Source organism: Kitasatospora sp. NPDC001309, assembly GCF_042896295.1.
Taxonomy (GTDB): domain Bacteria; phylum Actinomycetota; class Actinomycetes; order Streptomycetales; family Streptomycetaceae; genus Kitasatospora.
The window spans coordinates 91,207-111,589 of record NZ_JBIAXC010000025.1 but is presented as its reverse complement, the minus strand read 5'-3'; the positions used below and the strand labels follow the sequence as shown (position 1 = coordinate 111,589).

The 20,383-nt window shown below is 73.9% G+C and carries 18 protein-coding genes; 5 read left to right on the top strand and 13 right to left on the bottom strand.

Features of this window, described 5'->3' with window-relative positions; translation table 11 throughout:
- Positions 1-129 precede the first annotated feature (129 nt).
- A complete protein-coding gene (locus ACFY2K_RS24375) occupies positions 130-720 on the top strand; it encodes a TetR/AcrR family transcriptional regulator (RefSeq protein WP_375891138.1) in 591 nt (196 codons plus the stop codon).
- Here the strand turns inward: ACFY2K_RS24375 and ACFY2K_RS24370 are convergent.
- Entirely contained in the window at positions 717-1,316 is a 600-nt protein-coding gene (locus ACFY2K_RS24370; RefSeq protein WP_380529656.1) for a TetR/AcrR family transcriptional regulator, read from the bottom strand. The genes ACFY2K_RS24375 and ACFY2K_RS24370 overlap by 4 nt on opposite strands.
- Before the next feature lie 128 nt (positions 1,317-1,444).
- On the opposite strand from ACFY2K_RS24370, the gene ACFY2K_RS24365 reads away from it, so the two are divergent.
- Positions 1,445-2,188: an SDR family oxidoreductase gene (locus tag ACFY2K_RS24365; RefSeq protein ID WP_380588664.1), complete on the top strand. Its 744-nt coding sequence runs from the start codon at positions 1,445-1,447 to the stop codon at positions 2,186-2,188.
- 97 nt (positions 2,189-2,285) lie between these two features.
- A complete protein-coding gene (locus ACFY2K_RS24360) occupies positions 2,286-2,711 on the top strand; it encodes a hypothetical protein (RefSeq protein ID WP_375891143.1) in 426 nt (141 codons plus the stop codon).
- A 21-nt stretch (positions 2,712-2,732) separates the two neighbouring features.
- On the opposite strand, the gene ACFY2K_RS24355 is transcribed toward ACFY2K_RS24360, so the two are convergent.
- The 3 genes from ACFY2K_RS24355 to ACFY2K_RS24345 form a co-directional block, all read right to left on the bottom strand.
- Complete coding sequence (locus ACFY2K_RS24355; RefSeq protein WP_387713943.1) at positions 2,733-4,139, bottom strand: SDR family NAD(P)-dependent oxidoreductase; 1,407 nt, start codon at positions 4,137-4,139, stop codon at positions 2,733-2,735.
- A gap of 214 nt (positions 4,140-4,353) precedes the next feature.
- Positions 4,354-5,850, bottom strand: coding sequence for a carbohydrate binding domain-containing protein (locus ACFY2K_RS24350; protein ID WP_387713941.1), 1,497 nt, complete (start codon positions 5,848-5,850; stop codon positions 4,354-4,356).
- Between the two features lie 229 nt (positions 5,851-6,079).
- Complete coding sequence (locus ACFY2K_RS24345) at positions 6,080-6,691, bottom strand: choice-of-anchor C family protein (protein ID WP_380644082.1); 612 nt, start codon at positions 6,689-6,691, stop codon at positions 6,080-6,082.
- A 425-nt stretch (positions 6,692-7,116) separates the two neighbouring features.
- Here ACFY2K_RS24345 and ACFY2K_RS24340 point away from each other — a divergent pair, with 425 nt between their 5' ends.
- Positions 7,117-8,070 (top strand): aldo/keto reductase, encoded by a 954-nt coding sequence (locus ACFY2K_RS24340; RefSeq protein ID WP_380403183.1) that lies wholly within the window; start codon positions 7,117-7,119, stop codon positions 8,068-8,070.
- 37 nt (positions 8,071-8,107) lie between these two features.
- Here ACFY2K_RS24340 and ACFY2K_RS24335 read toward each other — a convergent pair whose 3' ends face one another.
- From ACFY2K_RS24335 to ACFY2K_RS24320, 4 genes are all read right to left on the bottom strand, one after another.
- Positions 8,108-8,710: a GNAT family N-acetyltransferase gene (locus ACFY2K_RS24335; protein ID WP_380523582.1), complete on the bottom strand. Its 603-nt coding sequence runs from the start codon at positions 8,708-8,710 to the stop codon at positions 8,108-8,110.
- Between the two features lie 120 nt (positions 8,711-8,830).
- A complete protein-coding gene (locus tag ACFY2K_RS24330; RefSeq protein WP_375891153.1) occupies positions 8,831-9,505 on the bottom strand; it encodes a nitroreductase family protein in 675 nt (224 codons plus the stop codon).
- 83 nt (positions 9,506-9,588) lie between these two features.
- The gene (locus ACFY2K_RS24325; RefSeq protein ID WP_375891155.1) at positions 9,589-11,226 is read right to left on the bottom strand and encodes an ABC-F family ATP-binding cassette domain-containing protein; all 1,638 of its coding nucleotides are present in this window, start codon (positions 11,224-11,226) and stop codon (positions 9,589-9,591) included.
- Between the two features lie 113 nt (positions 11,227-11,339).
- The gene (locus tag ACFY2K_RS24320; RefSeq protein WP_380523578.1) at positions 11,340-12,545 is read right to left on the bottom strand and encodes a trypsin-like serine peptidase; all 1,206 of its coding nucleotides are present in this window, start codon (positions 12,543-12,545) and stop codon (positions 11,340-11,342) included.
- Positions 12,546-13,090: 545 nt separating this feature from the next.
- Here ACFY2K_RS24320 and ACFY2K_RS24315 point away from each other — a divergent pair.
- Complete coding sequence (locus ACFY2K_RS24315) at positions 13,091-14,698, top strand: ABC-F family ATP-binding cassette domain-containing protein (protein WP_375891158.1); 1,608 nt, start codon at positions 13,091-13,093, stop codon at positions 14,696-14,698.
- 9 nt (positions 14,699-14,707) lie between these two features.
- Here ACFY2K_RS24315 and ACFY2K_RS24310 read toward each other — a convergent pair whose 3' ends face one another.
- The 5 genes from ACFY2K_RS24310 to ACFY2K_RS24290 all read right to left on the bottom strand — a co-directional run bounded on the left by ACFY2K_RS24310 (position 14,708) and on the right by ACFY2K_RS24290 (position 20,308).
- Positions 14,708-16,240, bottom strand: a complete 1,533-nt coding sequence (locus ACFY2K_RS24310) for a S41 family peptidase (protein WP_387713934.1) — start codon at positions 16,238-16,240, stop codon at positions 14,708-14,710.
- A 234-nt stretch (positions 16,241-16,474) separates the two neighbouring features.
- Positions 16,475-17,128, bottom strand: a complete 654-nt coding sequence (locus ACFY2K_RS24305; protein ID WP_380588646.1) for a Pr6Pr family membrane protein — start codon at positions 17,126-17,128, stop codon at positions 16,475-16,477.
- Positions 17,129-17,307: 179 nt separating this feature from the next.
- Positions 17,308-18,009 (bottom strand): response regulator, encoded by a 702-nt coding sequence (locus tag ACFY2K_RS24300; RefSeq protein ID WP_387713931.1) that lies wholly within the window; start codon positions 18,007-18,009, stop codon positions 17,308-17,310.
- The gene (locus ACFY2K_RS24295) at positions 18,006-19,274 is read right to left on the bottom strand and encodes a sensor histidine kinase (RefSeq protein ID WP_387713928.1); all 1,269 of its coding nucleotides are present in this window, start codon (positions 19,272-19,274) and stop codon (positions 18,006-18,008) included. Before ACFY2K_RS24295 ends, ACFY2K_RS24300 begins: the two co-directional genes overlap by 4 nt.
- Entirely contained in the window at positions 19,271-20,308 is a 1,038-nt protein-coding gene (locus ACFY2K_RS24290) for a hypothetical protein (RefSeq protein ID WP_387713925.1), read from the bottom strand. The genes ACFY2K_RS24295 and ACFY2K_RS24290 overlap by 4 nt, the downstream gene beginning before the upstream one ends.
- Positions 20,309-20,383: the final 75 nt, after the last annotated feature.

Genomic DNA, 20,383 nt, shown 5'->3' with positions numbered 1-20,383 from the left:
TCCCCTGCCTTCATGGCGGATCGGAAACGTACGGAATTTACGGTACGGCCAGTACCGTAGTTGCCGTCGGGGTCGGAGGGCAAGTAAGCATGGGGGCGGTACGGGCGACAGCGAGGGCGGAGCGGGAGCATGGCCGGGCAGACGCGGCGGCGCGGGGCGGCGCTGGAGGAGGCGATCCTGGCGGCCGCGGTCGCGGAGCTCGCCGGGTCCGGGTACGCCGGGCTGACGATGGACAAGGTCGCCGCCCGCGCGGGCACCAACAAGAACGCCATCTACCGGCGCTGGCCGAACCGCCTGGCCCTCGGCATCGCCGCCTACAAGCAGCTCGCCAAGGCCGCCCCGCTCCCCGACACCGGCGAACTGCGCGGTGACGCGCTGGAGTTGCTGCGCCAGGCGAACCGGCACTGGAGCTCCCCGCTCGGCGGAGTGCTGCGCGAACTGCTGGCCGCCGCGGGCGGCGCGAGCGAGTTCCTGGCGCAGTTGCAGGACCAGTCCGGCGACGCCGCGGCCGCCCCCTGGCTCACCGTGCTGGGCCGGGCCGTCGCCCGCGGCGAGGCGGAGCCCGAGGTGCTGCACCCGCGGGTGGCGACGGTGGCGGTGGTGCTGCTGCGCAACGAGTTCGTGGTGCGGGGGGTGCCGAGCGCGCCCGACGACGTGCTGGTGGAGATCGTCGACGAGGTGTACCTGCCGCTGGTGCGGCGCCGGGGCGTGCCCGGTTAGTCGTTCCCGGTGACCAGGGTGTCGGCGAGCCGCTCGGCGACGGTCGGGTCCAGCGGGCCGTGGCCGAGCAGGAAGCGGTACCAGAACACCCCGTAGACCTGGTCCACGATCAGGTCCAGGTCGGCGTGCTCGGCCAGTTCGCCGCGCTCGCGCCCCCGGGCGAGCAGCTCGTGCAGCGCGTCGCGCCGGGTGGCGGTGAAGGCCTGCATCAGTTCGGCCAGGTGCGGGTCGCGGGCGGCCTCGCGGACGAGGGTGCGCAGCGCGGAGGCCGTGGTGCTCTGCTGGGCGGCGTCGAAGGTGGTCTCGACGAAGGTCCGCAGGTCGGTGCGGAGTGCGCCGGTGTCCGGGTGGTCGGTGACGTCCTGGTCGGCGCGGTCGGTGAGGGCGTCCAGCAGGACGGCGCCCTTGGAGGGCCACCAGCGGTAGACGGTCTGCTTGCCGACGCCGGCCGCGCGGGCGATGGCGTCGATGGTGACGGGCGTGCCGTCGGATTCCGCGAGCAGGTGCAGTGCCGCGTCCAGGATCGCCCGGTGGGCCGCCTCGTTGCGGCGGCGGCCGGTGTGCGGCCGGGCGGCCTGGGGGTCGGTCTCGCTCATGGTGGTGTCCCTTTCCTCCGGTCCCCGTTCTTCCTCCCCCACTTGACAAGACTAGCAGTCTCGGCAAACATCATTACCGGAACCGATGGTCTCGACAAGTTCCTGATCAAGCCGGAAGGGCCAGAACCATGAGCACTGCATCGAACCTCTTCACCGGACAGCGCGTCGTCGTCATGGGCGGCAGCTCGGGCATCGGCGAGGCGACCGCGACCGCCTTCGCGGCCGACGGCGCCGAGGTCGTGATCACCGGCCGCGACCGCGCGAAGCTGGACGCCGCCGTCGCCCGGATCGGCGGAAAGACCGAGGGCGCACAGCTGGACGCGACCGACCCGGCCGCCCTCGCCGCCTTCTTCACCGGCGCCGGCACCGTCGACCACCTGGTCGTCGCGGTCAGCGGCGCGGCCGGCAGCGGCCCCTTCGCCCAACTCGACCTCGCCGACCTCGCCCACGGCTTCGACGCCAAGTTCTGGCCGCAGGTGCGCGTCCTCCAGGCCGCCCTGCCGCACCTGCGCGAGGACGGCTCGGTCACCCTGATCACCGCCGCCTCGGCCCGCGCCGCCATCCCCGGCACCGCCGGACTGGCCGCCATCAACGGCGCCCTGGAGGCGATGGTCCCGCCGCTGGCCGTCGAACTCGCCCCGCTGCGGGTCAACGCAGTCTCGCCCGGCGTCATCGACACCCCGTGGTGGGACCGCGTCCCCGCCGAGCAGCGCACCGCGCTCTTCGACGGCCTGGCCGCCACCACCCCGGTCGGCCGGGTCGGCCGCCCCGAGGACGTCGCCCGGGCGATCCAGATGTTCGCCGCCAACACCTTCGTCACCGGCGTGGTGCTCGACTGCACCGGTGGGGCCAACCTGCCGACCGGCCGCTGACCGCTGACCGCTGACCGCTGACCGCTGTACGGCGCGACGGCCCGCCCGGGAGCACCCCGGGCGGGCCGTCCTCGCAGGTCGGGCCTAGGGTTCGAGCATGAACGTACCCGCACTGATCCCGATCCGGCGCGAGCCGGACTGGCGCACGGACACCATCGGCCGCTGGCAGGGCGGCCAGTTCCTGGCCTCGGCCGTCGTGGCCGAGGGCCGACCGTACGCGGTGCTGCACCGTTTCGACCCGGCGGGGCAGCACCTGGAGTCGAGCATCCGGGCCGTCGGCACGGCGGCGGAGGCCCGTCGGCTGCTGGACGAGTGGCTGGACGCCCTGCCCGAGCGCGCGTACGGGGACATCGCGATCGCGCAGTTCTCCGTGGAGGTCGACGGCGTGCTCTTCGGGCTCCTCCTCGACGAGGAGGAAGCCGACGAGGACGACGAGGAGGGCGAGGAGGAAGGGCCCTGGGTCGAGCTCCGCCCCGACGGCCTCGGCTTCCACGCGCCGTGGGACGGCTGCTACGACACCTGAGCCGTCACCGCCCGCGGGCCGTCACCACTCCGCGACCCGGTAGTCCTTGAGGAACACCCCCGACACCGGGTGGCCCGCCTCGCCGCGCACGATCGGGTCGTACACCCGGGCCGCGCCGTCCACGATGTCCAGCGGGGTGCGGAAGCCCCGGGCGGCGATCCGGGTCTTCGCCGGCGCCGGGTTCTCGTCGGTGATCCAGCCGGTGTCGACGGCGCACATGTGCACGCCCCGTGGGGCGAGTTCGGCGGCGCTGGTGCGGGTGAGCATGTTGAGCGCGGCCTTGGCCATGTTGGTGTGCGGGTGGCGCGCGGTCTTGTTGCGGACGGCGAACCGGCCCTCCACCGCCGTGACGTTGACGATGTAGCGGGCGGGGTGCGGGGAGGCCAGCAGCAGCGGCAGTAGCCGGTCGCAGAGCAGGGCCGGGGCCAGCGAGTTGACCAGCTGGGTCTCCAGCAGCTCCGCCGGGTCGAGCGAACCGAGCGTGGCGGACCAGGAGTTGGCCGGTGCCAGGTCGGGCAGCAGCCCGGCCTCGTCGGTGAGGTCCAGCAGGGAGCCCGCCCCGGAAGGGAGTTGGGCCGCGACGGCGGACGGCCGGAAGCCGGGGGCGTGGGTGACGGCCCGGCGGTCGGCGCCCGGCAGGGCCGCGGCCTCGCCCGCCGCCAGCAGGGCGTAGGACTCCGGGGGGCGGCGCAGGGTCTGCGCGGCGTTGTTGACCAGGATGTCCAGCGGTCGGCCCTCGGCGCGCAACTGCTCGGTCAAGCCAAGGACTTGGCGCGGGTCACGGAGGTCGATGCCGACCACGGTCAGCCGCTCCCACCACTGCGCGCTGCCCTCGGCGGCGCGGAAGCGGCGGACGGTGTCCTGCGGGAAGCGGCTGGTGACGGTCAGCTCGGCGCCGTCCCGCAGCAGCATCAGCGCGAGCTGGAAGCCGATCTTCACCCGTCCGCCGGTGAGCAGCGCCCGGCGCCCGCGCAGGTCGGTGGAGAGGCCGCGGCGGGCGGTGTTGTCGGCCGCGCAGTCCGGGCACAGCATGTGGTAGAAGCCGTCGACCTGCCGGTACGCCTGCTTGCAGACGTAGCACTTGCGCGCGACGACCAGTTCGCCGACCGGCCCTCCCGGAGCCGTGGCGAGCGCTGTGTCCTCGCGGCGCTGCCGGGCGCCGGTCGCGGTGGCGGCGAGCAGTGCGGCGTCGGCCTGCCGGACGGCGTCCTTGGCCTCCTGGCGGCGGCGCTTGCGGCTCTCCATCACGAAGGAGCTGAGCTGGCGCTCGGCGACCAGCCGGGTGCGGTCGTGCGGGGGGAGGCCGCGCAGCCGGCCCAGGGTGACGCTGAACGCGCTGAGTTCCTCGGGGGTGAGGCCCGCCGCACACGCGGCTTCGCTGGTCGTGGTGGTGGTGATCAGCTGGTGGTGGTCGTCCCGGACCGTCATGTCCGCCCCCTCGTTCCGTACAGGTGGGAGGGACTGTAGTTGACGGTCCGGGACGATGAGATGCCAATTTCTTCCGGCTGCCCGAGCCGCCCGTGCCACCCGAGCTACCCGAGCTGCCCGAGCTGTCCGTGCCGCCCGAGAGTGTCGGCCCGGCCGTGACGCACGGAGGCGCCGACGGCCCCCTGGCCCGTCGGCGCCCCGCGGGGTCGTGGCGTCAGCCCGTGTACTTGCTGAAGATCTTCGCGAACTCGTACGGCTGCTGGGTGATGTTGGTGCACTTGGCCAGCGAGCCGGTGCAGGCGTTGGCGTCCCGGGTGGCGTCCCAGAAGGCGAGCAGGCCGAGGTGGTTCTGCTGGGCGAAGGTCGTCAACTGCTGGGCGGCGGCCTGGTTGTAGATCTGGTGATCGTCGTTCTCGCCGATCATCGGGGTGACCCCGACTATGGCCCACAGCTGGGCGTCGGTCTTCGCCGGGTAGAGCGCCTTGAGCTGGCCGAAGGTCGCCTGCGCGGCCTGGACGGCGGCGTTGCCGTAGTCGCTGCCGGAGCGGTAGTAGTCCATCGCCATGATGTTCACCAGGTCCAGGTCGACCCCGGCGTCCCGGGCGGACTTGACGATGGCGACGCCGTCGCTGGTCAGGCCCTCGGGCAGGACGGGCAGGGTGAGCGAGACCTTGAGGCCGGGGTGGGCCTGCTGGAGCTTGGCGAGTGCGGCGGAGCGGCGGTCGTTGGAGGCGGTGTCGGCGATCGCCGCGCCCTCGATGTCGTAGTCGACGTAGCGCAGGTTGTAGGCGTTGACGACCGCGTCGTACTCGTTGAACAGCGAGTCCACCGAGGTGCAGGCGGCGGCGAGTTCGGTGCCGCTGGCGCCGCCGAAGGAGAGCTTGACGTCGCCGCCGGCCGCGCGCAGCGCGTCGACCTGGTCCTTGGCCCAACCGGTGCGCGGGTCGTAGGCGTTGAACCAGCTGGCCTTGCAGCCGACGCCGGTGACGAAGCCCATGGTGTAGCCCTTGACGCTGCCGGCCTTGGCCATGTCGGGCATGGACGGGGTGGGCCAGGCGCCCATGTCGATGTACGGGGCGACGGGGAGGGCGACGTTCGGCGGCAGGGTGGTCGGGCCGCCGGTCGGGGTGGAGGTCGGCGGGGTGGTCGGGGGAGTGGTCGGTCCGCCGCCGCCGGGGCCGGTGAGGGTGACGTCGTCGGCGAGGTAGGCGCCCTGCCCGTACCAGCCGTGCAGGTAGACGTTGACGCTGGTGGTGCTCGGTCCGGTGGTGAAACTGGCGGACAGCTGCTGCCAGTTGGCGCCGCCCGGGGTCCACACGGCGGGGTCGGTGACGCCGCTGCCGGTGGCGCCGAGGTAGACGTACTGGCCCTGCACCCAGGCGCTCAGGGTGTAGGTGGTGTTGGGCTGGACGCTCACGGTCTGGCCGCACTGCGCGGTGTCGCTCGCGCTCACCGCCCCCTTGAGGGCGTCGGTTCCGCTGTGGGCGCCGGAGGTGACGATGCTTCCGGTGCCGGCGGAACAGCTCCACGGGGCGAGCGTGCCGCTCTCGAAGCCGCCGTTGGCGAGCAGGTTCGCGTCCGCGGCGCCGGCGTTCCCGGCGAGGGCGGCGAGGCCGCCGGCCGCGAGCGCGGTGGCGGCGGCGAGGCTCAGCAGGGTGGTCCGGCCGGCGGGGCGGCGGCGGGTGGGGGCGTGCTGGGGCGCGCTGGGCATGGGGGTGCCTCTCGGAGCGTGGGGCCGCCCGCGCCGCGAAGGGGGGAGACGCGGGGCGGGCGGCAGCATGGGGGCTGTTCCGGTGCGGGAGGAGCGCGGTGCTGAGGATCAAACTGGACTAGACCAGCTGTGCACGTCAAGCACTTCCCGGGGTTCGGGAGCCTTCCGAGAGCAGGTTTTAGGGAGGGTTTAAGGAGGGCGGGTCGGCCCGTGACGGCCCGTCAGCCGGTCAGCCGCCGCAGCAGGGCTTGCACTCCTTCACCTGGACGTCGTCGAGCACCGGCCCGAAGGCGCCCCGCACGGTGCTCTCGAAGGTCAGCGTGGTCGAGGAGTTGTACGCGACGAAGCTGAACTGCCGTCCGACGTAGCCCATGGCGGCGCGGGTCTTGCCGGTGACGTCGAAGGAGAAGTCCTGGAAGTCCTGTCCGTCGATCAGCACTCGGCCGGTCCGCAGGGCGGGCCCGCCGCCGGGGTTGCCGGCCAGTGCGTAGCTCACCGAGTAGGTGGCGCCGGGGATCGTGGTGAAGGTCTGGGCGATGGCGCCGCTGTCGGCACCGTTGAGGTCCACCGACTGGTCGCCCTCGGCGGCCTGCCAGAACCCGGCGCCGATCAGGTCGACGCTGCCGCTGGTGACCAGCCACGGGCCGATGCTCTGGCCGGCCACCGGCTCGGTGAAGGTGTTCGGCGCGATCTTGGGGGACTCGAAGCTGCCGTCGTCGAAGCGGCTGAGCGCGCGGTGGCCGGCCGCCTGGGCCGGGGTGGCGAGGCCGGCGGTGGTCAGCGCGGTGGCGGCGGCGAGGGTGAGGGCGAGGGCGGCGGTGCGGGTGCGCGAGAGCGACATGGGTTCCTCCCCGAGGCGGGCGACGTCTTCGGTCGCCTCCGTGGCGGCGGGCCGGGTCGACCGGCCGCGGACCGAGCCTCGACCGTCGCGGCGAGCCGTGCCAAGACCGGACCGGCGGCGCCAGGTGGCGCGATGATCCCGCGACCGGGCCCCCGCGCGCCGGTTTGGCGGGGCGGACGTCCGCCGGGCCCGGGCGGACCGTCCGGGGGCGAACGCCCGGGCCGACGGCCGGGTGCGGGAGCCCGGTGGTGAAACCGGAGGCGCGCGCCCCGTTCGCGCCGCACGGCGGTCCGATGACCGTACCGGAGGCGGGGGTTGACCTCGGAAGGCTTGACCTCGAGTGCACTCCAAGGGGGAAGCTGGCGGCGTTGATCCACTTCGGCTCAGCGGAACCACAGAGCGGAACCACAGAACGGAGCACCGTCATGCGCAGCGCCTTCTTCGGCAGCGGCGGCCCGGAGGTCGGCGTGATCGGCCTCGGCTGCATGGGGATGACCCACGCCTACGACGTCCGGAGCCGGGACGACGAGAGGTCCGTCCGGGTCATCCACCAGGCCCTGGACCTCGGCGTCACCCTGATCGACACCGCCGACGTCTACGGCCCGTACAGCAACGAGGAGGTGGTCGGCGCCGCCCTGGCCGGCCCGCACCGCGAGCGCGCCTTCCTCGCCACCAAGGTGGGCATCGTCCCGGGCGGCGGCGGCCCGAACGTGCGCGACGGCCGGCCCGAGCACGTGCGCCGCTCGATCGACGACAGCCTGCGCCGGCTCGGCACCGACCACGTCGACCTGTACCAGCTGCACCGGGTCGACCCGGCCGTCCCGATCGAGGAGACCTGGGGCGCGCTCGCCGAGGCCGTCCGGGCCGGAAAGGCCCGCCGGATCGGGCTCTCCGAGGTCGGCGTCGAGGAGATCCGGCGCGCCCAGGCGGTGCACCCGGTGGCCTCCGTGCAGTCCGAGCTGTCGCTGTGGACCAGGGACGTGCTGGCCGAGGTGCTGCCGTACACCGAGGAGCAGGGCATCGCCTTCCTGCCCTTCTCGCCGCTCGGCCGGGGCTTCCTGACCGGCAGCATCTCCTCCTTCGACGAGCTGCCCGAGGACGACCTCCGCCGCCGCCTGCCGCGCTTCCAGCAGGACGCGCTCAAGGCCAACCTGGCGCTGGTCGGCAGGGTCCGGGAGATCGCCGAGCGGCTCGGCACCACCCCGGCGCGGGTCGCGCTGGCCTGGGTGCTGGCGCAGGGCCGGTACGTCCTCCCGATCCCGGGCACCAAGACGCCGCGCTACCTGGAGGACAACGTGGGCGCGGCCGCGGTCGAGCTCTCGGCGGCCGACCTGGCCGAGCTGGACGCGCTGCCGGCCCCGGAGGGCGGGCGCTACTGAGCGCCCCGGGCGTCGCCCGCCCCGAGGGCCCGGGCCGTCACCGCTCCATGACCCAGACCAGCTGCCGTCCGGTCTCGCCCGGGGCCCGGACGGCGGCCTCGGTGACCCGGTCCAGCCGGTAGCCGAGCTTGCGCGGGACGGCCGCGCTGGCGGTGTTCGCCCGGTCGCAGCGGATCTCCACCCGGGCGATCCCGGGCAGCGCCAGCGCGGCCTGGGTCAGCGCCCCGGCCGCGGCGGTGGCGATGCCGCGGCCGACGTGCCGGGCCGCGACCCAGTAGCCGATCTCCAGCGCGCCCGGGCCGAGCCGCGCGTGCAGCCCGAGGGCGGCGACCACCCGGCCGGGGGCCTCGTCCAGGTCGGCGAGGTACATGAAGTCCGTCCCGGCCTCCCAGGCGGCGGTGCCGGCCCTGGTCCGTTCGGCGGTCCGGGCCCGGGTGGGGACCTCGGCCGCCCAGTCCAGCCAGGGCCGCAGGTGCTCCAGGTTGGCCCGGACCGCCCGGTGCAGCGCGGGTGCGTGGGCGCTGCGGCGGCGGTGCAGGCAGAGGCCGCCGGGCAGCCGCAGCAGTTCGGGCGGCCGCCCGGTGGTCACCTCGGGTGCCGCCCGGACGGGCTCGCAGGACTGCGGCAGTGCGGGGCTCATGGCGGCGATTATGTCCTTGGCCCGGACCTGCCACATCCGGACGGGGGCGCATCCCGTCCCGCCGACCGGCGGGGGCGGGCGGGAGCGGGAGAGGGGCGGGAGGAGGCGGCCTCCGGCGCGTCAGAGCCGGACCATCACCTCGTCCAGCTCCTTGCGCCGCAGGTCCGGCACCCGCGCCCCCTCGGCGGGGTAGCCGACCGGGATCACGTACGCGGCCCGCTCCTCCGCCGGGCGCCCGCACACCTCGTTGAGGAACCGCATCGGGCTCGGCGTGTGGGTCAGCGTGGCCAGCCCGGCCTGGTGCAGCGAGGCCAGCAGCAGTCCGACCGCGATCCCCACCGACTCCTTGGTGTAGTACGGGCGCGGCGAGTCGGGGCCCTTGTGCACCTCGAAGACCACGATCACGGCCGGCGCGTCCTCCAGGAACGGCTTGTGCCAGTCGGTGCCGATCGGCGCCAGCGCGGCCAGCCACTCCTCGGACGCCCGGTGGCCGTAGAACTCGCGCTCCTCCGCCTCGGCCGCCTCGCGCAGCAGCCGCTTGCGCTCCGGGTCGGTGATCACCACGAACCGCCAGGGCTGGACGTGGGCGCCGCTGGGCGCGGTGCTCGCGGTGCGGACGGCCCACTCGACCACCCCGTCCGGGATCGGTTCGGTGGAGTAGTCGCGGACGGTCCGGCGCTGCGCCATCACGTCGTGGAATGCCTTGCTGCGGGCCTCGGCCTGGTGGGCCGGCACCGTCATCGGGGTGAGCGGGACGGTCGGGTGGGGCGTCCCTGCCACTGCGCTGTCAACCATGGCCGACAGCACAGCACATGACGGCCGCTCCGGGAAGAGGTAGAGACCAATTCCCGGGGCGGCCGTCCGTGTCTCGAAGGAGCCTAGAGCTCGTGCACCCGGCCGCCCCGGACCTCGATCCGCCGGTTCACCGCCACCGTGTCCAGCATCCGCCGGTCGTGGGTGACCAGCAGCAGGGTGCCGGTGTACGAGCCGAGCGCGGACTCCAGCTGCTCGATCGCGGGCAGGTCCAGGTGGTTGGTGGGCTCGTCCAGCACCAGCAGGTTGACCCCGCGGGCCTGCAGCAGCGCCAGCGCGGCCCGGGTGCGCTCGCCGGGGGAGAGGGTGCCCGCCGGGCGCAGCACGTGCACCGCCTTGAGGCCGAACTTGGCCAGCAGGGTGCGCACCTCCTCCTCGGTGAGCTCCGGCACGGCGGCCGCGAAGGCGTCCGCCAGCGGCTCGCCCCCGAGGAAGAGCCCGCGCGCCTGGTCGACCTCGCCGACCACCACGCCGGAGCCCAGCACGGCACTGCCGGAGTCGAGTGCGAGCCGGCCGAGCAGGGCCGCCAGCAGGGTGGACTTGCCCGCGCCGTTGGCCCCGGTGATCGCGACCCGGTCGGCCCAGTCGATCTGCAGGTCCACCGGGCCGAAGGCGAAGTCGCCGCGCTGGGCGACGGCCGCCCGCAGGGTGGCCACCACCGAGCCGGAGCGCGGCGCGGTGGCGATCTCCATCCGCAGCTCCCACTCCTTGCGCGGCTCCTCGACCACGTCCAGCCGCTCGATCATCCGCTGGGTCTGCCGGGCCTTGGAGGCCTGCTTCTCGGTGGACTCGGTGCGCTTCGCCTTGGCGTTCTTGTCGTTGTCGCCGCCCTTGCGGCGGGCGTTGCGGACCCCGTGCTCCATCCAGTTGCGCTGCATCTGCGCCCGGGCCTCCAGCGAGGACTTGGTGTCGGCGTAGTCCTCGTACTCCTCGCGGGCGTGCCGGCGGGCCACCGCCCGCTCCTCCAGGTACGCCTCGTAGCCGCCGCCGTACAGGTTGACCTGCTGCTGGTGCAGGTCCAGCTCCAGCACCTTGGTCACGGTGCGGGCCAGGAACTCGCGGTCGTGGCTGATCAGCACGGTGCCGGCGCGCAGGCCCTTGACGAAGGCCTCCAGCCGCTCCAGGCCGTCCAGGTCGAGGTCGTTGGTGGGCTCGTCCAGCAGGAACACGTCGTAGCGGGAGAGCAGCAGCGAGGCCAGGCCCGCGCGGGCGGCCTGGCCGCCGGAGAGCGCCGTCATCGGCAGGTCGAGGGAGACCTTGAGGCCGAGCGAGTCGGCCACCTCCTCGGCCCGCTCGTCCAGGTCGGCGCCGCCGAGGTCCAGCCAGCGGTCCAGGCTCGCCGCGTAGGCGTCGTCGGCGCCGGGGCGGCCCTCGACCAGGCCCTCGGTGGCCTCGTCCAGCTCGGCCTGGGCGGCCGCCACGCCGGTGCGCCGGGCCAGGAAGCCGCGCACCGACTCGCCCTCGCGCCGCTCCGGCTCCTGCGGCAGGTGGCCGACGTTGGCGCTCGCCGGGCTGAGCCGCAGCGACCCGCCCTCGGGGGTGTCCAGCCCGGCCAGCAGCCGCAGCAGGGTCGACTTGCCGGCGCCGTTCACGCCGACCAGGCCGATCACGTCGCCGGGGGCGACGACCAGGTCCAGGCCGGTGAAGAGGGTGCGTTCGCCGTGGCCGGCGGCGAGGTCCTTGACTACGAGTGTCGCGCTCATGATGGAGCCGATTGTAGGAGGACCGGGCCCCGAGCCGGAAAAGGCGGCGGGGCCGCGGCTGCCTTCCGGCAGTCGCGGCCCCGCACGGGACCGGGGCGGGTCTCAGCCGCCGATCACTTGGCCTTCTTGGAGAAGTAGTCGAACATGTGCGCCGCGACGTCCTCCAGGTAGGGGCCCGCCTCGTAGGTGTTGGCGCCGTTGCCGACGGAGGTGTCGCTGACCAGGGCCGGCTTGCCGTCCTTGGTGGTGTACCAGCCGCCGCCGCTGCTGCCGCCGGTCATGTTGCAGCCGATCATCAGCATCGCCGGGCGGCTCGGGTCACCGGGCTTCGCGGCCGGCTTGCCGCCGTCGCAGTGCTCCAGCTCGACGCCGTCGAAGGGCTTGCCCTCCGGGAAACCGTAGTTGGCGACGGAGGCGAGCTGGTCGCGCGGGGCGTTGAACCACAGCGGCACGGAGCCGCCGACGGTCTCCTCCAGCGACTTGCCGCTCGGGTCGGGGTTGGTGACCTTGATGATGCCGAAGTCGTACTGGCTCCACGGGCCGCCCTTCTCCGGGTCGGCCTCCTGGGTCCACTGCGGGGAGACCATGCCGGCGGTCGCGCCCCACTCGCCGTACGGCTCGGCGTCGTCCAGCTTGGACTTCTGCTTGTTGCCGTTGCTCAGCACGCCGTTGCTGTTGAAGGCGGGGGCGAAGGTGATGTCGGTGTAGTACTTGTTGCCCTTGCCGCCGTGCAGGCAGTGGCTCGCGGTCCACACCAGGTTGCTCTTGCCCGGGTTGGCCGGGTCGGAGACGACGGTGCCGGAGCAGACGTAGTCCTCGTTGCCGTCCTTGAAGAAGATCTTGCCGTTGACGTGCATGTTCTTCGGGAAGGGGTGCGCCACGGGCTTGGCGGCGACGACCGGGGGCAGCTGGTCCGGGCCGGTCGGCGGCTGGGCGGCGGTGGGCTGGGCCGGGGCCGCGCTCGTCGGCTGGGCGGTCGGCTGCCCGGTGGGCTGGGCCGGCGCCTGCGGCAGCGGCTTCGGCTTGGCGTTCAGCAGCTTCTGCAGGGTCCAGTAGCCCTTGGCCGCCGGGGTGATCACGTTGGCCTGGGCCCATTTGTCCCAGTCGTCGAGCTTCCAGGTCTTCAGCTCTTCGACCGTCGGCAGCTTGATCGGAGCCGCGCCCGGCTTCCCGGAGGCACTGGCCGCGACCGACGGCGCGGAGGTCTGGGCGCCGGCCGGGTCGCTGTTGTCCGGGCCGCAGCCGCTGGCGACCACCATGGTGAGCGCGGCGACGGTGGCGCCGAGGACGGCACGGCTCGGCCTGGATATCGGTGACATGATTTCAAATCCCCCTGTTGACTACCGCCATACGGCCCGGTCCTCGGGTGCGGCCGACCGGGGCCGCAGGTATGGCAGGTGAGGAGTCTGCCATGCGGATAAGGAACTCCTTACAGGCGCCCCCGGCCGGTACGAGGCCGTCACCGGATCGGCACCGGATCGGCACGGGGCCGCGTTCGGCCCGGCGCGCGGGCGGTCCGGAAAACCGGTTGCGACCGTTCGCCGACGTGCCTAGCGTGGTTCGCGTCATCCGCCAGACAAGGAGAAGGCCGTTGCTCTACTGAGGTCCCGGGACACCGCCCCCGCCACGCAGGCCCCGCTGCCGCTGTCGTTCTGACGGCCGCAGTTGTCGCCGCAGTCGCAGTCGCAGCCGTAGTCATAGCTGTAGCTGTGGCCCTTGCCGCGTGGTGTGCGAGTGTGCGACCTCAGTCACGGCCCGTGGCGCGTCATCGCGCCGTCCTGTCCTCCGGCCGTCCCGGTTCCGCACCCGCGGTGTCTCCCCGTGTTGCTCGTCACCCCTTCAGCAACCACCCGGGAGGCCTTGCATGGCACAACCCACCACCGCCGTCCTCTGCACCGACCTCGCGTTCGAGTGGCCCGACGGCAAGTCCGTCCTGGACGGCTTCCACCTCGCCGTCGGCCCCGGCCGCACCGGACTCATCGGCCTCAACGGGGCCGGCAAGTCGACCCTGCTGCGGCTGATCGCCGGCGAACTCACCCCCACCGGCGGCACCGTCCGGGTCGAGGGCGAACTCGGCCACCTGCCGCAGGGCCTCACCCTCGACACCGGCCTGCGGGTCGACGAGGCGCTCGGCATCCGGGCCGCCCGCGAGGCCCTGCACGCCATCGAGTCGGGCGACACCGACCAGCGGCACTTCGACGCCGTCGGCGACGACTGGGACGTCGAGGAGCGCGCCCGCGCCACCCTCGACAAGCTCGGCCTGCGCCGCCTCGGCCTCGACCGCACCACCGGCGAACTCTCCGGCGGCGAGGCGGTGTTGCTGCGACTGGCCGCCCTGCTGCTGAGCCGCCCCGACGTGCTGCTGCTGGACGAGCCCACCAACAACCTCGACCGGGCCGCCCGCGAGCGGCTCTACGAGACGGTGGCCGGCTGGCAGGGCGCCATGGTGATCGTCAGCCACGACCGCGAACTGCTCCGGCACGTCGACCAGATCGCCGACCTCCGGGACGGCGGGGTGACGTGGTACGGCGGCAACTACGACGACTACGAGCGCACCCTCGCCGCCCAGCAGGAGACGGCCGAGCGGCTGCTGCGCAACGCCGAGGCCGACGTCCAGCGCCAGAAGCGGGACTTGGCCGAGGCCCGCACCAGGCTGGACCGCAGCGCCAGCTACGGCAAGAAGCGCGCGGTCACCCGCAACGACCCGCACATCTTCGCCGGGATGCTCAAACGCAAGGGCCAGGAGACGGCCGGCCGGCTCACCGGCATGCACGCCGAACGCCTGGAGGAGGCCAGGGCGCGGCTGACCGCCGCCGAGGAGGCGGTGCGCGACGACGCCGAGATCCGGATCGACCTGCCGCGCACCGAGGTGCCGGCCGGGCGCACCGTGCTCACCCTGCAGAAGGTCCGGCTGCCCTTCGGCGCCACCGTCGACCTCGACCTGCGCGGCCCCGAGCGGATCGCCCTGGTCGGGCGCAACGGCTCCGGCAAGACCACGCTGCTGCGCACCATCGCGGGCGAACTCTCCCCGCTGGAGGGGCAGATCACCACCCCGGAGGGGCTGCGCCACCTGCCGCAGCGGCTCGACCTGCTGGACGACGCACTCACCGTCGTGGAGAACGTCAAGCGGTTCGCCCCCGCCGCCGGGGACAACGCGATCCGCGCCCGGCTGGCCCGCTTCCTGTTCCGGGGCGCCCGGGCCGAGCAGCCGGTCGGCACGCTGTCCGGCGGCGAACGCTTCCGGGCGACGCTGGCCGCCCTGCTGCTGGCCGACCCGCCGCCGCAGCTGCTGCTGCTCGACGAGCCGACCAACAACCTGGACCTCGCCAGCGTCCACCAGCTCACCCAGGCGCTGGCCGCCTACCGGGGCGCGCTGATCGTGGTCAGCCACGACCTGCCCTTCCTGCGCGGCCTGGGCCTGACCAGGTGGCTGGAGCTGGACGGCGAACTGAGGGCGGTGGATCCGATGTAGCGGCTCCTGCTACCGCTGCCGCAGGGGGCCCTGGTCGCCCCGGGCGTCCTCGGCGAGCACCCGGCGGGCCGTGCTCAGGGCGGAGTCCTTGAGCGCGGCCAGCTCCTCGGGGCTGTACACCGGGGTCCGGAGGTCCGGCGTGATGCCCGGGCCGTCGAAGGTGCTGCCACTGCGGGTGAGGTACTCCTCGTTCGGCAGGACGACCGCGAAGTCCGGCGAGAGCGGCTTGATCAGGACGTCCGAGTAGACGCCCTGGGTGTTCTCGCCGATCCGGGTCACGTGCGGGGAGCGGCCCATCAGCGCCTGGGTGAAGGTCTCCGCCGCGCTGGCCGAGATCGAGGAGGTGAGCAGGGCCACCGGCCCGGTGAAGTGCTCGCCGTCCGAGGGCTCCACGCGGACGGGTACGGGCCGGGTGAACTTCGTCGGGTCGGCCGGGTCGTTCCGCGCCACCTTCCGGTAGGCGAGGTACGGGCGGTCGGTGAGCCGGGCGGCGATGTGCAGCCCGAGCGCGTCCGAGCCGCCGCCGTTCAGCCGGACGTCGAGCACCAGCCCGGTGAGCCCGTCCGGGTCGGCGAGCAGGGCGTCCAGCGCCCTGTCCAGCTCGGCGACCTGGCTGCGGTAGTCGCCGCCGGTGTAGCCGTCGAAGCTGCCCACCCGCAGGTAGCCGACGTCGTCGGGAAGCCGGCCCACGCCGAGCTTCCCGGCGGCGAAGAGCTGCTCCGGCCCGGTGAGCTGGGCGGCGACGGCCTCCCCGGCCCGGGTGGTCAGCTCCTTGGTGCGCACCGTCGAGCCGGGCCGCCGTCCGCCGAACACCCCGGTCGGCTGCCCGTCGACGATCCGCGCCAGCCCGGTGTGGGCGTCGCCGAGCGGCCGCAGCATGTCGACGAACACCTCCTGCAACTGGTCGGTGGTCGTCGTCGGCGTGATCCGTCGCCGCTGCTCGTCCCGGACGGCGTGCCAGTCGATCCCCTTGGCCGCGAAGAAGGGGTAGTTCTCCTCGAAGTCCTCCCAGAACCGGTCGAAGACCGCGAGCGTGTCGTTCGGTGCCGGGGTGGTGCACAGGGCCGGCAGGGCGGGGAGCCGGTACAGGTCCTTGGTGCCGACCCCGCCCTCCTCGCGGTCGACCAGCCGGTCACGGCCCTTCGGGGTGAGGGTCACCGCGTTGCTGCCCACGACGTAGCGGACGGTACCGTCCGGTCCCGGCGGGCCGGCCTGCGTCGCGGTGATCCAGCCGGGCACGCAGCTGTGCGCGGTCACGTCGTAGGTGGTCAGCTTGCCCCCGTCGACGGCGACCACCGTGCCGTAGCCGTCCATCCGCCAGACGCCGGTCGGCGGACTCCCCGGCCGCCCCTCGGCGGCGGCCGCCGTCCCCGCCGCCGGCCCGACCGCCGCGGCGAGCACCAGTGCCGTCGCCAGCGCCGTGGTGGTGGCCGCCGCCCTGGCGACCTTCCGGGACCTCGCCCTCGGCCCCCGCCGTCCCTGTTCGAGGTTCGGCCTCCGCCGACCCTGCTCGATGTTCGACCCCCGCCGACTCTGCTGCATGTCCGGCCTCCGCCGAGTGTCCGGCCTCCCCCGCGGAACCCCTCCGCCACCGTGCCCACGACGCTACGGTCGCCCGCACCGCCCGGTCGTCATCCGACGCGCCGCTCCCGTCCCCTCCTCCGGGCCCACTCGCACGCCCGGTCGAACCACCTCGGGAGGGATGGACGGCAAACCCTTTTGACGGCGGGTGGAAATCCGTCGTGGCGGATCCGAGGCCGGCCGCGTCCGCCTCTCCTACTCCTGCGCCTCTTCCCGCTTCCACCTGTCCGCGACCAGGGTGCCCAGCCGGTCCAGCCCGACGACGGCCGCGCCGAGCACGATGAACTCGACCGTCAGCTGGGCTATCTGGCCCCAGACGTAGCCGTAGCCCTTGGTCGTCGGGTCGAAGAAGAAGTACGGGTAGGGCCTCGGGAAGTCGGCGAACAGCGCGTTGCGGGCGAGCACGATCGCCGCGTAGCCGAGCGGGAAGGCCAGCCAGAGCGGGAGGTTCTTCCAGGTCGACGCATTGCGCGGCTTCAACGCCACCCAGTCGACCAGCACCATCACCGGCGTGACGTAGTGCAGGAAGAAGGAGGACCAGTGCGCCAGCCGGTCCGGCCCGTCGACCAGTCCGGGCAGCGGGCTGGCGCCGTGCTGGAGCAGGACGTGCGAGACCAGTCCGGTGATCAGGATGTACAGCGTGGCGGCCCCGCGCAGCCGGGGCGCGGGCGCGTCCACGGTGTCGCGCTGGAGCATCCAGTACACCGCGCCGATGAAGTAGCCGAGCACGATGACGTTGCTCTGCACGGTGAAGTACACCAGCGACGCGTCCCCGAGGGTCAGGCCGAGGCCGGCCGAGAGCACGATGCCCATGCGCCACCACAGCGCGGGACGGGTCCGGACGGTCATGCGGCCACCAGTTCGTTCCAGGCGATACGGGAGGTATCGGACGTTCGGAGGGGAAGATCGCACTCTACTCGGTGGTACCCATCGAGGGAACTTGTGTACGAACTTCTGCCGCCGAACCGCCGCCGAACCGCTGTGGAACCGCCGCCGAACCGCGGCGGAACCGTCGCGGCCCCCTTCGGTCACCCCGGCAGGACGAAGCCCGACTCGTAGGCCGCGATCACGGCCTGGGTGCGGTCCCGGGCGCCCAGCTTGGCCAGCACGCTGCCGACGTGGGTCTTCACCGTCTCCTGGCTCACCACCAACTGCCGCGCGATCTCCGCGTTGTTGAGTCCGGTGGCCATCAACCGCAGCACCTGGCCCTCCCGTTCGGTCAACCGCCCGATCGGCCCCCGGTCCGCGGCGGCCTCCCGGCGGCCGTCCGCACCGTGCCGCAGCGCGAGTTCGCGCACCGCCGCCGGGAACAGCAGCGAGTCACCGCGCGCGACCAGTCGCACCGCCTGCACCATCTCCTCGGCCCGGGCCCGCTTCAACAGGAAGCCGGCCGCGCCCGCGCGCAGCGCGTCGTACACGTGGTCGTCGTGCTCGAAGGTGGTGACCACCAGGATCCGCGGTGGCTCGGCCATCCCGCGGACCAGCTGCTCGGTGGCCCGGATCCCGTCGATGCCGGGCATCCGGACGTCCATCAGCACCACGTCCGGGCGCAGTTCGCGCGCCAGCGGTACGACCTCGGCGCCGTCGGCGGCCTCGCCGACCACGGAGAGGTCCGGTTCGGCGTCGATCACCACCCGCAGGCCCATCCGGACCAGGCGCTCGTCGTCCGCGATCACCACGCGGATGGGCCCGCCCTCCGTGCCGCCCCCCGCGCCGTTGCCGTCGTTCATCCCCCAGTCCCTCCCAGCGGCAGCCACACGGCCAGCCGCCACGTCGTCCCGTCCTCGCTCGGCCCGACGGCGCTCCTGCCGCGCAGGGCCGCCGCCCGTTCCCCGATCCCGCGCAGCCCGCGCCCGCCGCCGGGGCGGCTCGGGCGGGCCGCGCCCAGCGGGTTGGTCAGTTCGATCTCCAGTCGGCCCGCGTCCAGCGCGACCCGCAGCCCTGCCGGGGCGGGCCCGGCGTGCCGGAGCACATTGGTCAGGCCCTCCTGGACGATTCGGTACGCCTCGCGGGAGACCCCGGCGGGCAGTGCGCCCAGGCCGGGCGCCAGCTCGGCGTCCACCGTCACGCCGGTGCGGGCGAGTTGGCGCAGCAGGTCGTCCAGCCCGGCCAGCGTGGGCCCGGCCGGTCCGGTGCCACCGTCCTCCTCCTCGCGCAACAGCCCCAGCACGGTGTCCAGTTCGGCGACGGCCCCGCGCGCGGTCTCCTCGATCGCGCACAGCGCCTCCGCGGCGAAGTCCGGGTCGGTGCGCAGCACCCGGGCGGCCGCCGAGGCCTGGATGCCGACCGCGCTGAGCGCGTGCCCGACCGAGTCGTGCAGTTCCCGGGCCAGCCGGTTGCGCTGGGCGAGCACGGTGGCACGCCGTTCGGCGGCGGCCAGCCGCTCCTCCGGGGTGGGGCCGAGCAGCCTGGGCGCCCAACGGGCCAGCAGCGCACCGCAGCCGGCGTTGCTGACGACGATCAGCAGCAGAACGGCCAGGCCCAGTGCGGGGCCGGTGAGCATCCAGCCGGGGAAGCGGTCCGTCCAGTAGCCGGAGAGGTCCTCGGACCCGATGAGGCCGAACATCAGCACCACCGCGAAGGGCGCCCCGGCCAGCGTCATCCCGGCGACCACCCCGCCGGTGAACAGGTGCAGCACGAAGAACGCGGCGGTCCGCCACCGGGCGGCCCAGGACCGGGACGGCCCGGTGGCCAGTTCCTCCGGCCGGGCCACCGCGCACAGCGCCCGGGCGGCCGCGCCCTCCAGCCCCCGGACGGTCGGCACCAGCGCGGTCACCGCGGCCATCGGCAGCGAGGTGAACAACGACAGCATCTGCAACAGCAGTTGGCGGGCGTGGCCCTGGTTCGGGTTGAGCGCCCCGAGTCCCACCGTCGACAGCAGGTAGTAGGGCATCAGCAGCGCGCCGCCCAGCACCAGGTGCACCCAGCGCAGTCGGGCCCGCCGTCCGAACAACACCTCGCCCGCCCGCCGGATCCGGCGGCCCCCCGTACTCACCCGGGCGACTTTACGTCAGCACCGCCGGGGCCGTCAGTGCCGTCGGGCCCGTCAGTGCCGTCGGGTCCGGCTCCCCGGCCGGGCGCGGCCCCCCGTTCGGTCAGGGCCACCGCGCCCGCGGCCAGCATCAGGGCCCCGGCCGTGAACTGCCCGGCCTCCACCAGGGCCAGGAACCCCGGTACGGCCCGCGGCAGGTCCGGCACCGTCGTCGAGGTCCCGAACGCCACCAGCAGGAAGCCGCCCCAGCCGAACAGCGAGCCCGCGCCGGTCCAGGCCACCAGCAGCGGCACCCGCAGCCGCCGTCGCGGCCCGATCCGGAAGACCAGCACCAGCAGGGCCAGGGCCGCGGCGACGGCGGTCACGGCGGTGGCCGCGTCCATCGTCGCCATCGACCGGTCGTACTCCTCGGCCATCCGCAGCGGCAGTCCCACCGTCCCGCCCGCCGCCCAGTACGCCCGGGCCGTCGCGACCCCCAGCGCGACCAGCGCGGCCACCACGGCGAAGGCCCGCTGCACGTTGCGGGTGGGGGAGTCGGGCAGGTCGCCGATTCGGTCGTGGAGCAGGCCCGTCCAGCGTCGGCGGGCGTACAGCGCGAACGCGGTGAACAGGGCGGCGCCCTGCACCCCGAAGCCCCCGTAGACCACGGCGTACACCCACCCCGCGAGGCCGTCGTCGGCCTGCTGCGCCGCCGTCCGGTGCTCCGCCCCGAACACCAGCGAGCCCAGCAGGTCCAGTGGGACGACCACCAGGATCGTCCCCAGCAGCCCGGTCGCCACCCACATCGGGAACGCCACCAGCGCGGCCGGGGCCCGCCGCCCCCACGGCCGGACGAAGGCGAGCGCGAGCAGCAGCGCGACCACCTCCATGCCGAAGGTGAGGAGGTTGAGCGTCCACAGCCCGTCCAACGCCTTCGCGTCGCGCACGCCCACGGGGGAGCCGGACAGCCACAGCAGTTTCAGCGTCAGATAGGGCACCGTGGCGGCCATCGCGATCCCGGCCGCCGCCCCCCGCACCACGTCTTCCTTGCGCCTCATGCCCCCTACGCTGCCGCCCCACCCCGGGCCGCGGCCTCGGCCCGGGGTGCGATCCCCCTCCCCCCGGCGGGGGAT

Excerpts from the sequence above, each read along its gene's own strand:
- ACFY2K_RS24335 (WP_380523582.1), bottom strand. The coding sequence starts at position 8,710 with ATGAGCCCCGCACTGCCGCAGTCCTGCGAGCCCGTCCGGGCGGCACCC.
- ACFY2K_RS24370 (WP_380529656.1), bottom strand. The coding sequence starts at position 1,316 with ATGAGCGAGACCGACCCCCAGGCCGCCCGGCCGCACACCGGCCGCCGC.
- ACFY2K_RS24310 (WP_387713934.1), bottom strand. The coding sequence starts at position 16,240 with ATGCAGCAGAGTCGGCGGGGGTCGAACATCGAGCAGGGTCGGCGGAGG.
- ACFY2K_RS24365 (WP_380588664.1), top strand. The coding sequence starts at position 1,445 with ATGAGCACTGCATCGAACCTCTTCACCGGACAGCGCGTCGTCGTCATG.
- ACFY2K_RS24305 (WP_380588646.1), bottom strand. The coding sequence starts at position 17,128 with ATGACCGTCCGGACCCGTCCCGCGCTGTGGTGGCGCATGGGCATCGTG.
- ACFY2K_RS24325 (WP_375891155.1), bottom strand. The coding sequence starts at position 11,226 with ATGAGCGCGACACTCGTAGTCAAGGACCTCGCCGCCGGCCACGGCGAA.
- ACFY2K_RS24330 (WP_375891153.1), bottom strand. The coding sequence starts at position 9,505 with ATGGTTGACAGCGCAGTGGCAGGGACGCCCCACCCGACCGTCCCGCTC.
- ACFY2K_RS24315 (WP_375891158.1), top strand. The coding sequence starts at position 13,091 with ATGGCACAACCCACCACCGCCGTCCTCTGCACCGACCTCGCGTTCGAG.
- ACFY2K_RS24375 (WP_375891138.1), top strand. The coding sequence starts at position 130 with ATGGCCGGGCAGACGCGGCGGCGCGGGGCGGCGCTGGAGGAGGCGATC.
- ACFY2K_RS24360 (WP_375891143.1), top strand. The coding sequence starts at position 2,286 with ATGAACGTACCCGCACTGATCCCGATCCGGCGCGAGCCGGACTGGCGC.
- ACFY2K_RS24300 (WP_387713931.1), bottom strand. The coding sequence starts at position 18,009 with ATGAACGACGGCAACGGCGCGGGGGGCGGCACGGAGGGCGGGCCCATC.
- ACFY2K_RS24345 (WP_380644082.1), bottom strand. The coding sequence starts at position 6,691 with ATGTCGCTCTCGCGCACCCGCACCGCCGCCCTCGCCCTCACCCTCGCC.
- ACFY2K_RS24355 (WP_387713943.1), bottom strand. The coding sequence starts at position 4,139 with ATGACGGTCCGGGACGACCACCACCAGCTGATCACCACCACCACGACC.
- ACFY2K_RS24350 (WP_387713941.1), bottom strand. The coding sequence starts at position 5,850 with ATGCCCAGCGCGCCCCAGCACGCCCCCACCCGCCGCCGCCCCGCCGGC.
- ACFY2K_RS24320 (WP_380523578.1), bottom strand. The coding sequence starts at position 12,545 with ATGTCACCGATATCCAGGCCGAGCCGTGCCGTCCTCGGCGCCACCGTC.
- ACFY2K_RS24290 (WP_387713925.1), bottom strand. The coding sequence starts at position 20,308 with ATGAGGCGCAAGGAAGACGTGGTGCGGGGGGCGGCGGCCGGGATCGCG.
- ACFY2K_RS24340 (WP_380403183.1), top strand. The coding sequence starts at position 7,117 with ATGCGCAGCGCCTTCTTCGGCAGCGGCGGCCCGGAGGTCGGCGTGATC.